This window comes from Gemmatimonadota bacterium (genome assembly GCA_009838645.1).
Lineage (GTDB): Bacteria > JAAXHH01 > JAAXHH01 > JAAXHH01 > JAAXHH01 > JAAXHH01.
The window spans coordinates 425,279-438,045 of the sequence record VXRC01000049.1 but is presented as its reverse complement, the minus strand read 5'-3'; the positions used below and the strand labels follow the sequence as shown (position 1 = coordinate 438,045).

11 protein-coding genes are annotated in these 12,767 nt (G+C 64.4%); 4 read left to right on the top strand and 7 right to left on the bottom strand.

The genetic code is table 11. The features are described from left to right. Positions 1-56 precede the first annotated feature (56 nt). Both F4Y38_15825 and F4Y38_15820 read left to right on the top strand, forming a co-directional pair. Positions 57-1,151 carry a M20 family metallopeptidase gene (locus tag F4Y38_15825; GenBank protein ID MXY50748.1) on the top strand — a complete coding sequence of 365 codons (1,095 nt, stop codon included), beginning with the start codon at positions 57-59 and terminating at the stop codon, positions 1,149-1,151. Positions 1,152-1,161: 10 nt separating this feature from the next. Beyond that, the gene (locus tag F4Y38_15820) at positions 1,162-1,881 is read left to right on the top strand and encodes a DUF1080 domain-containing protein (GenBank protein MXY50747.1); all 720 of its coding nucleotides are present in this window, start codon (positions 1,162-1,164) and stop codon (positions 1,879-1,881) included. 16 nt (positions 1,882-1,897) lie between these two features. Here the strand turns inward: F4Y38_15820 and F4Y38_15815 are convergent, their stop codons facing one another. Genes F4Y38_15815 through F4Y38_15800 form a run of 4 tightly spaced genes read right to left on the bottom strand, consistent with a single transcriptional unit; the run spans position 1,898 to position 6,375 of the window. Beyond that, the gene (locus tag F4Y38_15815; protein MXY50746.1) at positions 1,898-3,148 is read right to left on the bottom strand and encodes an MFS transporter; all 1,251 of its coding nucleotides are present in this window, start codon (positions 3,146-3,148) and stop codon (positions 1,898-1,900) included. A 22-nt stretch (positions 3,149-3,170) separates the two neighbouring features. Then, on the bottom strand, positions 3,171-4,589 hold the full coding sequence (locus F4Y38_15810; GenBank protein ID MXY50745.1) for a sulfatase-like hydrolase/transferase: 1,419 nt from the start codon (positions 4,587-4,589) through the stop codon (positions 3,171-3,173). A 19-nt stretch (positions 4,590-4,608) separates the two neighbouring features. Then, a complete protein-coding gene (locus F4Y38_15805) occupies positions 4,609-5,349 on the bottom strand; it encodes a sulfite exporter TauE/SafE family protein (GenBank protein MXY50744.1) in 741 nt (246 codons plus the stop codon). A 6-nt stretch (positions 5,350-5,355) separates the two neighbouring features. Then, positions 5,356-6,375 (bottom strand): aldo/keto reductase, encoded by a 1,020-nt coding sequence (locus F4Y38_15800; protein MXY50743.1) that lies wholly within the window; start codon positions 6,373-6,375, stop codon positions 5,356-5,358. A 175-nt stretch (positions 6,376-6,550) separates the two neighbouring features. On the opposite strand from F4Y38_15800, the gene F4Y38_15795 reads away from it, so the two are divergent. After that, positions 6,551-8,422: a peptide ABC transporter substrate-binding protein gene (locus F4Y38_15795; GenBank protein ID MXY50742.1), complete on the top strand. Its 1,872-nt coding sequence runs from the start codon at positions 6,551-6,553 to the stop codon at positions 8,420-8,422. Between the two features lie 36 nt (positions 8,423-8,458). On the opposite strand, the gene F4Y38_15790 is transcribed toward F4Y38_15795, so the two are convergent. Both F4Y38_15790 and F4Y38_15785 read right to left on the bottom strand, forming a co-directional pair. Then, positions 8,459-9,310: an amidohydrolase gene (locus F4Y38_15790; protein ID MXY50741.1), complete on the bottom strand. Its 852-nt coding sequence runs from the start codon at positions 9,308-9,310 to the stop codon at positions 8,459-8,461. Positions 9,311-9,332: 22 nt separating this feature from the next. Continuing rightward, the gene (locus tag F4Y38_15785; protein MXY50740.1) at positions 9,333-10,568 is read right to left on the bottom strand and encodes an MFS transporter; all 1,236 of its coding nucleotides are present in this window, start codon (positions 10,566-10,568) and stop codon (positions 9,333-9,335) included. Between the two features lie 218 nt (positions 10,569-10,786). Between F4Y38_15785 and F4Y38_15780 the strand changes: the two genes are divergently transcribed. After that, a complete protein-coding gene (locus F4Y38_15780) occupies positions 10,787-11,734 on the top strand; it encodes an ornithine cyclodeaminase family protein (GenBank protein MXY50739.1) in 948 nt (315 codons plus the stop codon). Positions 11,735-11,822: 88 nt separating this feature from the next. Here the strand turns inward: F4Y38_15780 and F4Y38_15775 are convergent, their stop codons facing one another. Further along, a complete protein-coding gene (locus F4Y38_15775) occupies positions 11,823-12,578 on the bottom strand; it encodes a hypothetical protein (GenBank protein MXY50738.1) in 756 nt (251 codons plus the stop codon). Between the last annotated feature and the right edge of the window lie 189 nt (positions 12,579-12,767).

Below are 12,767 nucleotides of genomic sequence, written 5' to 3'. Positions count from 1 at the left end.
CGGCGCGATAACGACGATCTCGAGAGGGGGATTACGTGGGGTTGGATCCAGTTGAAATGACAAAGGAATTCGTGGATGTGAAGTCCGTCAGCCGGTGGAGCAACGCGGCGGTATCCGATCTCGTCGAAGACCGGATGAAGGCATGCGGACTCGATGTGGAACGGCTGTCCTACGAGGATGAGAACGGTGAACTTAAGGTCAGTCTCGTCGGGCGCAAGGGCGAAGGCGAGGGCGGTCTGGCCTTCCTGTCCCACACGGATACGGTGCCGGGGCAGGAGCAGGACTGGGACGCCTATCACGGTGTGGTGGAAGGCGACCGGCTGCTGGGCCGGGGCAGCTGCGACATGAAGGGCCCCCTGGCATGCACCATGATCGCCGCCGCCCAGGTGGACGCGGAACGCCTGAAGAAGCCGCTGATCGTGGTGGCGACGGCCGACGAGGAAGTGGGTGGAGGCGGCGCGCACCAGGTCGCCACGGAATCCCGCGTCATGAGCGCCGTTCGTCCCACCTACGGCGTGGTGGCCGAGCCGACCAGCCTGACGCCGGTGTACGCCCACAAGGGTGCGGCCCACATCGTGGTGACGGCCCACGGCAGGGCGGCGCACACCAGCACGGGCCTTGGGGAATCCGCGAATTTCAAGATCGCCCCACTCCTGGCCGAAATGGCCGAAATGGCGGAGCGGATCAAAACGGATGAACGGTTCCTGAACGCGGAGTTCAGCCCGCCTTCCAACGGGTTCAATATGGTGATCACCGACTACGATACGAAGCAGAACGTCTCCGCGGCGCGGTCGACCTGTCACATCTGCTTCCGCACGATGCCGGACGATCACAGCGAGGAACTCGTGGACGAACTGGTTTCCCGGGCCAAAAGCTACGGCTTCGAGGTTTCGAGCAGCATATCCAGTCCCTTCTACGCCGATCCTTCGAACCCCATCGTGCAACTGGCCTCCGACGTCACCGGCGGCAAGCGGCCGGAGACCGTGCCCTACGGGACCGACGCCCCCCATTTCAGGGAGCAGCTGCAGATGGTGGTCCTGGGACCCGGCAGTATCGAGCAGGCCCACACGGTGGGCGAATACGTGGAAATACCGCAGCTTTACGAAGCGGTGGACATCTACGCACGCATGATTCACGAAGTTTGCTTATAGGAGTCGATCCATGGCGGATTCCATAGGATACACCGATACCTCCGTAATACCCGGCAGCAAATGGCGCGTCCACGACGGCGACCGGCCCCAGCCCCGCGTGGTCACGCCGGGCGGCGCCTGCGGGAGCCCTCCTTCAGACGCGGTCGTGCTCTTCGACGGATCGGACCTCGCCCAGTGGGTCGGACGGGATGGAGGCGACGCCGCGTGGAAGGTGGAAAGCGGCTACATGGAGGTCAATGGCACGGGAGACATCTCGACCCGCGCGCATTTCAGCGACTGCCAGCTTCATCTCGAATGGGCCACGCCCGAAGAGGTGGTCGGAGACAGCCAGGGCCGGGGCAACAGCGGCGTGTTCCTGCTGGGGCTCTACGAGATCCAGGTGCTGGACAGCTTCGACAACCGGACCTATGCCGACGGTTCCGCCTCGTCCATTTACGGCCAGTACCCGCCCCTGGTCAATGCCAGCAGGGGGCCGGGCGAATGGCAGACCTACGATATCATCTTCGAATCGCCATCGTGGGACGGCGACAGGCTGGTGAAGGGCGCGCATCTGACGGTCATTCACAACGGGATCGTGGTGCACCACCGCCAGCGTGCCGTCGGTCCCACCGGGCACAGGGACCTGGCGAACTACGACACTCCCCACGCCGACACGGGCCCCCTGCAACTGCAGGATCACGGCGATCCGGTCCGGTTCCGTAACATCTGGATGAGACGTCTTACCGCCTAAGACGCATCCTGATCCGTCAGGTCTGCCCGGGTTCGTCCGGTCCGCCTGGTTCGCGTACCCAGATCAGGATGACGAAGGATGCGGCCGCGGCCATGACGCCGCAGGCCGCTCCGACGGAAGGATATCCGAAGGCGACGTAGAGCACGCCGCAAAGCGCCGTACCCCCGGCGATGCCGAATTCCGCCACGGTGTTCTTGAGCGCGATGAGGGTGCCGCGTTCCTCGTCGGATGCCATGGCCGTCACGAGCGCCTGAAGCGGCGCGTGGCGGAAGGCCCCGGCGATGCCGGTGAGGATGAATCCGGCGAAGACCACCGCCAGCAGGCCGGTTATCCAGGGTATGGATGCCAGCAGGCCGGCCATCACCAGCCCGCTTACCACCACGACGCCCCTTTTCCCCGCGCGGTCCGAGAGGTATCCGGCCAGTGGGCTGCCCAGCAGCGCGCCCAGTCCGCTGAAGAGGAACACCATGCCAATCCAGTCGGTCGAGAGTCCGTAGGCATCCCGCAGCCACGTCCCCACGTAGGTGATGAATCCGACCGTGGAAGCGGATACGAGAAAGGACGCCGCGATCACCGCCAGGGGTCCGGTGCGCGTGAGGAATCGACGGTAACTTCTTGCCAGGTTGGTGATGGAGACCGCGCTGACCGCGCCGCCCACGCCGCCCGTAACGCCCGCGCCGCCCGTACTGGCCGCCGGATCGCGGGATGGCAGGAAGGCCAGCGCCGGCGCCCACAGCAGCAATCCGGCCCCGGCAAAAGCGCCGAAGGCCCACCGCCAGGACCAGGCCTCCGCGACAAAGGCCCCGGCCGGCACGCCCAGGATCATGGCCGCGAAGTAGCCGGACATGACCAGTCCCATGGCGGCGCCCCGCCGCCTGTAGGGAAAGTGATCCCCAATGCAGGCCGTGATATTGAGGGAAAGGGCGCCCGCGGCCGCGCCGGTGACGGCCCGGAAGGCCACCAGCGAAGCATAGTCCCACGCCAGGCCGCACAACAGGGTCGCAGCGGTGAATACGATCAGCGCGGCGATGAGCATTTTCCTGCGTCCGATCCGGTCCGACAACGGTCCGATCGCGAAGGAGACCACGGCCGCGGCGATGGCATAGACCGAGACCAGCAACCCGGCCCGGCCCGCGCCCATGCCGAAGGCGGCCATCAGGTCGGGCAGGAGCGGGGAGATCATCTGGTTGTCGGCGACGGCCACGAACATGAGGCCGAACAACACCACGATCAGACGGTTGTTTCCTTCCCGGCTTACCTCGGTCATCAGGGGTTCCTGCTGAGATGCATCACGGGTATGCGCCGCTGTGCATCCACGGCGTTGCGTGGTGCCAGGCGAGCACCCGGTCCCGGAGACCGGCCGCCAGCCCCTTGTCGTGGCGGGCGTCCCTCAGGTTGGACAACTGATAGGGGTCAGACCGCAGATCGTAGAAGCATTCCCGGTCATCCAGCACTTTTCCGTTTTCCGGATCGACGCGGATCCCGTAGGTGTGGGTCGGCGTGCGCAATCCGATCTGTCCCTGGGAAGTCTCCACGAATACGCCTTCGTCTTCCTTCGGCCCGGTCCCACCCGGAAACGCCGACGAGAGGTCCCGCCCCTGGACGTGGGCGGGTACGGAACCGCCGCAGAGGGAAAGCAGGGTGGGCATGACGTCGATGAGCTGGGCCGTCGTGGCCGTATCGACCCGCGGTTTCAAGCGGCCTGGTGCGTGAAAGACCAGCGGGATGCGTATGGACTCTTCGATCAGGCGGCCCTTGTTGAACAGGTGGTGGCTGCCCAGGTTGTCGCCGTGATCGGAGAGGAAGACGACGATGGTATTTTCCGCGAGTTGGTACGCCTTGAGGAAGTGCATGAGGCGTCCGACCATGTCGTCCACCCAGGTCGTCATGCCGTAGTACAGGGCGATCAGGTGCCGCAGATCGAATCCGGGCGGCAGCATGCGCGTGAACGGCAGGTCCCTTTCGTAGAAGAGAAAGTCCCACAGATAAACCTTGAACCAGTGTTCGTCGTATGGCAGCCGGCCGTCCCGGTAGACATTGGGCCGCAGGGGGATATCGGCGGGGTCGTACATGTCCAGGTACGATTCGGGCGCGTCCATGAGGGGCATGTGGGGTGGGGAAATGCTGTAGTAGAGAAAAAAGGGATTCGCCCGATTCTCGCGGTCCCTCAGATAGCCGCCGACCTGGTCCGATTCGAAGCGGACGCTGAATCCCTCTACCTGGAACTCCTCACCGTCGTTCTCCACGAAAGACTGACCGCTGTGCCGGTGGTGGACCCGCGGGTACAGGCTGTAGTCGAATCCCAGCGGTCCGGGTGCGGAATGGATGTGCCATTTCCCGATCAGAGCCGTATCGTATCCCAGGGTCCTGAACATCTCGGGCAGTGACGGAGCAGGCAGGTGGGGCCGCCCGTCCGCCGGATACTCGGGCATCGTCGTGGATCCATCCGCCTGACGCTTCGAGAAATTACCCAGCGCGCCCATGCATGTCCGGCTGTACTGGCCCGACAGGAGACTGGACCGGGCGGGCATGCAGACGGGGTTGTTGCTCACCGCCGTTTCGAATCGCACGCCTTCCGCCGCGAGCCGGTCCAGGTGGGGCGTCCGGACGACCTTGTTTCCGTAGCATCCCACTTCGAATGCGCGCAACTGGTCGCAGATGCAGAGGATGACGTTCGGACGGGAGGGGCTTGCGGAGCCGGTCACGATGAACTCCGTTGCGTAAGGGTCAGAGCAGGAGCCGGATCGCCATGACGACCAGTACCACGTTCAGGATCACGCGGATCAGTCCCTCGCCCCGCTTGACGGTGTAATGGGCGCCGATCCATCCGCCGGCCGTCGTGCCCACGGCCAGGGCGGCCCCGAGCAGCCAGAGCACCTGTCCCTTGTCCGCGAAGATGGCCAGCGCGACCAGGGTGTAGATGCCGACGATGAATACCTTGAAGGCATTGACTCGGACGAGGTCGAGGCCGACGACCCGGTAGAGCACCGCCATGAGAAAGAACCCGACCCCGGCCTGGATGAACCCGCCGTAGAACCCCACCGCGACCATCAGGAGGTGCCCCAGGACGAGTCGCTTCGGCTTCTCGGTGGTCTCCGCGTCACGCGGTTTCCTGCTCATGAGGATCAGCAGCACGATCATCAGGCCGCCGAGGATCCTGTTGAAGAGCTCGCCGCTGACCTGGGTCCCCAGATACGCCCCCAGCGCCGCCCCCGGCACGGCGCAGAGCGCGAGGGTCAGCATGGTGCGCAGCTCCGAATACCCCTGCTTGAAGAAGCTGGTGACGGCCGATACGTTCTGGGCGACGATGGCCACGCGGTTGGTGCCGTTGGCCACGTTTCCGGGCAGGCCCAGGAAGATAAGCACGGGGAGGGCCAGCAGCGAACCCCCGCCCGCCATGACGTTCAGGAAGCCCGAAAGGACGCCAACGCCGGCGAGCAGGAACAGCTGCCAGAGTTCGAATTCCATGGGCGCCTAACCCGGAACCGGAGCGTCGTCGCGAATCAGCCCGTCCGATTTGAGCTCAGCCCAGAGGTCGGCAGGTATGGGATGCTGGTAGTTGGCCAGGTTCGATTCGACGTACTCGGGCCTGATCGCGCCGGGGATGACGGATGCGACCGCCGGGTGAAACAGCGGGAACTGGAGGGCGGCCGCGGCCAGGGGCACGCCGTGCCGCTCGCAAACTGCCTGTATGCGACGGGTCTTCTCCATGATTTCCGGCGTCGCGGGGTAGTAACCGTAGGTCGAATTCTCCGTGGGGCCAGTGACCAGGATGCCCGAGGCGAAGACGGCGCCGATCACGATGCCGATGCCGTCCTCCACGCACCGGGGCAGTTCCAGGTCCAGCGCGTCCTGGTCCAGCAGCGTGTACGGCATGGCGACGATAAAGAAATCCAGGGGCATCAGGTCCAGGAAGCGCAGCATCATCCCGGTCTTGTTCAGGCCGGCGCCCACGCCCTTGATATCCCCCGAGGCCTTGAGTTCCGCCAGCGCGCGCCAGCCGCTGGTGAACAGCTGGTGCAGGTAGGCCTGGATCTGCGGCTCGTTGTGGTAGAAGGGGTCGAGGTCGTGGATCAGCAGCAGGTCGATGCGGTGGATCCCGAAGCGGATCAGGCTGTCCTCGTAGGACCGCATGATCCCGTCGTAGCTGTAGTCGTAGACATGGTCGAAGGGCAGCCCGCCGCACCAGAAACCCTGATCGAAGTTCCTCAGGTCCCGCGTCGCCTTGAAAACTCGGCCGACCTTGGTGGACACCACGTAGGAGCCGTGGCTTTTCTGGCGGAGCAGTTCACCCAGCCTCAATTCGCTCTTGCCGTAACCGTACCAGGGCGACGTGTCGAAGTAGCGGATACCGGCCCTCCAGGCCGTACGCAGCGTGGCGCGCGACTTCGCGTCCGTGACGGGCTGGAACAGGTCTCCCAGCGGCGCGCTGCCGAATCCCAGTTCGGTCACGTAGGCATCCGTGGTTCCCAGTTGTCTCGAGCCGATTGGCATGCTGTTTTCCTTTCTGTGGAATCCGCCGTTCAGGCTTCGCTTTCCTCCGAAGCGGGAGGCGGTTACATCTCTTCGGATCCCGTATAGGGTAATTGCTCAGGTGCTTCGTGTCACCTGTTTTATGGCGGCCGTACCGGGACGAAACCGTTGACAAGCCCCACGCTGTTTCCGTAAGATGCACGAGCGGCTCCATTACGATTTCCAACCCGTCGTCCAAGGGACACGCCAGTTGTTCCGACTCGATCAAACCGCGGCCAGGCTGCGAAACGCAGCGCGAATGCGTCCAGTAGTTCCCATGGCTCTGGCCGGCGCGTCCGTCGTCCTCATCACCCTCACCGTCCTCGCGCTGCCGGTCGACGGCCAGAAGGAATCCGGTGGGACGGCACGGCATGTCAACTCCTTCGGTGTGACACTGCCTCCGGACGCGGCGCCGCCGGCACTGCAGGTTCTCACCCAGTTTTCTCCCGACAACCGTTACCTCGACCGTGGTACATCCACCTATAAGCAGGCCTGGGGCGTGGGCCTGGTGGCCGAGCCGCTCGCCCGCGTGGACCGGGACTTCAACCTGCTTCCGGCCGGAGCCACTTCGTGGGAACTGTCTGAAGACGGGCTGACCTGGACCTACCGGATACGGGAGGGGATGATCTTCGCGGACGGCCATCCGCTTACGGCCCGTGACTACGAGGCCACCTTCCGCCGATGGGCGAATCCCGAGACGGGCTTCGACTTCGAGTGGTACTTCCGCTCGATCAAGAACTGGACCGACGTCGTCGGTGGACGCCAGCCCCTCGATTCCCTGGGCGTCAAGGCGCTGGACGAGCACACCGTGGCCTTCACGACGGAACGTCCCACGCCCTATCTGCCGCTCCTGCTCGCCAAAAGCTGGGTATCCCCGACCCACCTGTTCGACAAGTACGGCCCCGAATGGGCGACGCGGCCCGAAACCCATTTCGGCAGCGGACCCTACCGCCTGGTCGAGTGGATCAAGGGCGACCGCATCGTGCTGGGCATCAACCACAACTACCGGGGTCCCATCAAGCCCATGCTGGAACGCGTCGTGGCCCGACTGTACAACCTCGCCGTACCGCCCCAGTTCCTATCGGCCTACGAAGCCGGCGAGGTGGACTATGTCCCCCTGACCAACCAGGCCGAGATCAACCGGATCAAGGCGGACCCGGTCCTGCGCGAACAACTCAATGCCTACACGGATTTCGCCACGTATTACCTGATGCTGGACACCTATAACCCGCCCTTCGACGACGTCCGCGTGCGTAAGGCCTTTGCCCATGCCATCGATGTCGACGCCATCATGAAATCGGCCATGCGCGACGTGGGTATACCGGCTGCCTCCATGCTGCCGCCCGGGTTCCCGGGTTCCAGCTCGGAGGAACTGGCCCCGCTGCAACGGTTCGACCCCGAACAGGCACGACGCTATCTAGCCGAAGCCGGTTACCCCGGCGGCCGCGGTTTTCCAGAGGTGAATATCTGGCTGCGCGGGGAAGCCGCCAACATCCGGACCGCCGCGGAGGCGGTGCAGGCCATGCTGAATCAGCACCTGGGCCTGGACGTGGGTGTCCGCAATGTGGAACGCAAGGTCTACCTGGACGCCATGAGCGCCCGGGAACTGACCCTCGGCATGGTCCCCTACCAGTACGACTTCATCGACGCGGGCAACCTGCTGACCATCTGGCTTTCCAACGGGCGCCACGCCTGGCACGACGATCGTTTCGAAAGCCTCGTGCGGCAGGCCAATGAACTGGTGGGCGATCCCGAACGGCGCATGGCCATGTACAGGAACGCCGAGCGTATCCTCGTCGATGAAGCCGGGGGGATTTTCCTGTGGTACATCCGGATCAACCAGATGTGGAAGCCCTTCATCCGGGGAGATGCCCTGGAGCCCAACAAGTGGGGTTACCGGGCCTGGCGGGGCGAGCTCATGTCCAATCTGCAGACCGAGCTTTACATAACGGAAGACATATTGAAGGATCCCACGAAGAACGAACCGGAGCCCTTCCGGTTCTGGCGGTGGCTGACCGGCGAGGACTGATGCGCGCCGCGCGCGAGTCGGCCTCGTCTCGGCCGGTCAACCTTTGCCCAGTATCTCCCCCGCGTCCCGGTGAATCATCCCTTCCATTTCCTCTTCGTCCAGGCGGGGCAGGCTCGTGCCCTCGAGCATGGCGTTCAGGCCGCGCAGGTCGCGGAGCGTGTCGTCCACCGTCGTGACCGGGTAATCGGTACCGAAGAGGAGCTTGTTCCATACCCCGTATTCCTGAACGAGCATGAGACTGTGATAAAGTTGGAAGGGACGGTAGTGCAGCCCCGAGATGTCGGCGTATACGTTGGGATGCTTGCGTATGACTGCCACCGTTTCCCCTTCGTAAGGATGGCCGAGGTGGGCCATGATGATCCTGCAGTCGGGATACTTGATGGCGACGGCGTCCAGGTGGCGGGGCAGGGTGCAGTCCAGCGGCGCCTGGTCCACGAACGTGGTGCCGGTGTGCAGCAGGACGGGCAGTCCGTTCCGAGAGGCATAGCGCCACAGGTCGTCGAGTTCGGGGTCCTGGGGATAGAACCCGGCGTACATGGGCAGCAGCTTGATGCCCCGCATGTCCAGGTGCTCCCGGCCTTCGGTCATTTCCTCTCTCCAACCGTCCTGGGTGGGGTCCAGCGACATGAAGGGAATCGTCTGATCGGGGTACGCCGCGCAGTACTCCACCACGTAGCGGTCGGGCGTCCACAGCCCGGACAACCTCGCCTTGCCACCGAAGACCACGGTCTTCACGGGCGCGTCGGCAGTCTGCGCAGACGACAGATACCCTTCGTACGATGGCGTCAGGTCCAGTTCGTAGCCTCGCATGCGGAAGGCCTGCGCCCGGAAGGTGTCGTTGAAGTGGTCGGGATACCTCCAGGCATGGGAATGCACGTCGTAGATCATGAAACCTCCTCCTGTTTCCGGGCTATCGCTGGCCGTCGTACCGTCTCAGCGCGGGCGACCGCCAGGCGATGACGGCGACGGCCGCAAGGCAGCCGATCCCGCCCGTGACGACCGAGAACGGCGCGCCGGCGAGTCCCGCCACCAGTCCGGCTTCGGCCTCGCCGAGCCGGGGTCCTCCCATGACGAACATCATGTTTACCGAGGTCATGCGGCCGCGCAGTTCGTCCGGGGTCGAAAGCTGCATGATGGTATGGCGCAGCACCATGCTTATCGTGTCGAAGGCGCCGGTCAGCAGCAGCGCCGCGAAGGTGAGCCAGAAGCTGGATGAAATGCCGAAGACCACGGTGGCCAGCGCGTAGCAGCCCACCGCTTTGAATAGCAGCCGGCCCTGGCCGGAGATCACTGGGAAGGTGGACATGAGCGCACCGGTCAGCACGGCGCCGATCGCCGGTGCCGCCGCGAGCAGTCCGTATCCCCGTTCCCCCACGCCCAGCACCTCCGTGGCGAAGATGGGCAGCAGCGAGGTGGCGGAAGCGAAGAAGGTGGCGGTGAAATCCAGCACCATCGCCGAACGGATGATAGGCGAACGCTTGATGAACCGGAGTCCGTCGAGGGCCGCGGCGAAGCTGACCCGCGTCACGCTCCCGATGCTCCGGTGTACGGTGCGCATCATCAGGATCGGCACGATCATGAAGGCAAAGGAAACGGTGTTGATCCAGTAGACGGTCGCGATGGAACCCGTGGCCAGGATCAGGCCGGCCACGCCCGGTCCTGTCACCGAGGCCACGTGGGACGCGGTGATATTGATGCTCATGGCGTTGGCGAGATGCCGCCGGGCCACGAGGTTGGGCACCATGGCGTTCTTGGCCGGACTGCTGAAGCATCCGATCCCCGCGCTGATGGCGGTGATCACGTAGAGTGCCGTTGCGGAATCCTGTCGTGACCACGTAATCCATGCCAGCGTGGTACTGATCAGGGCGAGGCCGCATTGGGCGATGAGCAGAACGCGCCGGCGGTCGTGGGTGTCTGCGATGACCCCGGCCAGCGGGGAAAGGACCAGGATAGGAATGAGTCGTATAACCGCCATCGCGCCAAGAGCATACGCGGATTCGGTCAACTGATACATGTGCCACAGCACGGCGGTCTGCTGCATGCGGGATCCGGTGAGTGAAACGACCTGGCCGGACCACAACAGCTGGAAATCGCGGTATTGGAGTGCGGGAAACCGGTTTCGTACGGCTTGGAGGGTCAGCGGCATGACGAAACTGAAGATACCATGTGGTCAGTAGCTGTCAAGGCGCGCAGCGGCTGTCAAGGAGGCCGGGCTCTGCGTGGTACGTGTCCTAACAGGGCACGCGTCCCGTGAACCGCCGCCGGGACATTGGTCTTGACACCTCGTCGACATACCGGATATCATGGCTTCCGGGCGCCAGCTTCCGGGCGCCGGCTTGCATACATCCGAACGGAAGGTATAACATGCTGTACATCAACGAAGACCAGGTTGGCTGCTTGCTGTCCATGGACGACGCGCTGCGTGCGGTCGAGCAGGCCTTCAGCGGGCTCGGTACGGGGAAGGCGGTGAACATCCCCCGTTCCAGGGTCCGGCTGCCGGACCATACGCTTCACGTCATGTCCGGGGGGATTCCGGCGTTGAATCTCACCGGGTTGAAAGCCTATACGACCACGCGGAACGGCGCGAAGTTCGTCGTGCTGCTCTTCCAGGAGGACACGGGGGAACCGCTGGCCGCGATCGAGGCCGACCGCCTCGGGCAGATGCGAACGGGCGCGGCGAGCGGCGTGGCGACGAAGTACATGGCCCGGCAAGACGCGGAAATCGTGGGCGTCATCGGCACGGGGTGGCAGGCCCGAAGCCAGCTTGCGGCGGTCTGCGGCGTACGCGCGGTGACCTCCGTTAAGGCCTACGGGCGGGACCGGGCACGCAGGGAGGCCTACTGCAGCGAGATGAGTGAGGCCCTCGGGGTGCGGGTACAGCCGGTCGATTCGGCCCGTGCCTGCGTGGAGGAAGCGGACGTGGTCATCACGATCACCAGTTCGGCGAAGCCTGTGCTGGAAGGCGCGTGGCTGGCGCCCGGCGCTCACGTGAACGCCGCCGGTTCCAACGCGCTCGTTCGCAGCGAGATCGACGCGGAGACGGTCCGGCGGGCCAGGGTGGTGGCCGTCGATTCCAGGGAGCAGGCGAAGGTAGAGTGCGGAGACCTGCTCGAACCGGTGGAGCAGGGGATCCTCCACTGGGACCGCGTACACGAACTGGCCGACGTGGTCGCCGGCCACGTGCCCGGCCGTATCGAGCCCGCCGACATTACGCTCTTCGAATCCCAGGGCCTGGCCGTGGAGGACGTGGCCGTGGCCGCGGTCGTTTACGAGCGGGCGAAAGCCGAAGGTGTGGGTCAGCGGGTAGGGTGATCGCCGGACAAGTGATCACCGGGCGGGTGACCGCAGATCGTGTGACGGTGCGTCCCGCCGGCCCGCGGTCACTTCATTCGGCCCGCGGTTACTTCAACGCCGCGACCCTGTCCCAGTAGGCTTTGGCGCCGGCGCGAAGCCAGTGGTCGTACACGGTGAAGAAGAACCGGACGCCGATTTCGGCGTGCGCTTCGAACGTCTCGTCGCCTACGAGCGACCCCGCGTTCCGGCCGGCCGCGACGATCCGCGACAGGGTATCGGACACCACCTTCTTCACCTCGGGGCGGTACATCTCTCCGGGATAGCCCATGGTCTGGGCCAGGTCCCCCGGGGCGACGAAGAACACGTCGATGTGGTCCACGGCGAGGATCTCGTCCAGGTTCTCCACGGCCTCGATTTCTTCGATGAGGACGATGACGAGGATCTCATCGTTCACCTTCGCGATGAATTCGCTGTTCTCGGTGCCGTAACCCCGCCGGTTGAAGTACATGCCCCGCATGCCGGCCGGGGCGAACCGGCTGGCCCGTACCACACGTACCGCCGCCTCGGCGCTGCTCACGTGGGGGACGACCAGCCCGCTCACTCCGCAGTCCAGCGTGCGGCCGATCAACCCGGTCTCGTTGGCGTGCACCCGCATCACCGACGCCATGTTCCACAGGTCGCAGGCCCGGGATACGTCTCCGATCCGGTCGAAGGTGATGTCCCCGTGTTCTCCCTCGATCCAGTAGCCGTCGAAACCGAACTGCCCCATGAAATCGATGGAATTCGCCGTATGGCTGTGGCCGCCGACCACGTGGGCGACTTCGCCGGCCCGCAGTTTTTCCAGCACCCTGTTTCCTCGCATCGGCCTTGATTCTCCTTTTCATAAACCGGACAGCAACGGACTTCCGCCAACGATCCGGCATGCTTATTCTCCAAGGTAGATGACCAACCTGGACAAGTTAGGCGGTAACCCCGCATTGACAAGGCTTTTCTGCCGGTGAAACGGGTCGTATCGTCTTGACACCATTGGAGGGCGTCCTTAGAATAGACG

Coding starts and splice junctions, on each gene's coding strand:
- F4Y38_15825 (MXY50748.1), top strand. CDS start 57: ATGACAAAGGAATTCGTGGATGTGAAGTCCGTCAGCCGGTGGAGCAAC.
- F4Y38_15820 (MXY50747.1), top strand. CDS start 1,162: ATGGCGGATTCCATAGGATACACCGATACCTCCGTAATACCCGGCAGC.
- F4Y38_15815 (MXY50746.1), bottom strand. CDS start 3,148: ATGACCGAGGTAAGCCGGGAAGGAAACAACCGTCTGATCGTGGTGTTG.
- F4Y38_15805 (MXY50744.1), bottom strand. CDS start 5,349: ATGGAATTCGAACTCTGGCAGCTGTTCCTGCTCGCCGGCGTTGGCGTC.
- F4Y38_15800 (MXY50743.1), bottom strand. CDS start 6,375: ATGCCAATCGGCTCGAGACAACTGGGAACCACGGATGCCTACGTGACC.
- F4Y38_15795 (MXY50742.1), top strand. CDS start 6,551: ATGCACGAGCGGCTCCATTACGATTTCCAACCCGTCGTCCAAGGGACA.
- F4Y38_15790 (MXY50741.1), bottom strand. CDS start 9,310: ATGATCTACGACGTGCATTCCCATGCCTGGAGGTATCCCGACCACTTC.
- F4Y38_15785 (MXY50740.1), bottom strand. CDS start 10,568: ATGCCGCTGACCCTCCAAGCCGTACGAAACCGGTTTCCCGCACTCCAA.
- F4Y38_15780 (MXY50739.1), top strand. CDS start 10,787: ATGCTGTACATCAACGAAGACCAGGTTGGCTGCTTGCTGTCCATGGAC.
- F4Y38_15775 (MXY50738.1), bottom strand. CDS start 12,578: ATGCGAGGAAACAGGGTGCTGGAAAAACTGCGGGCCGGCGAAGTCGCC.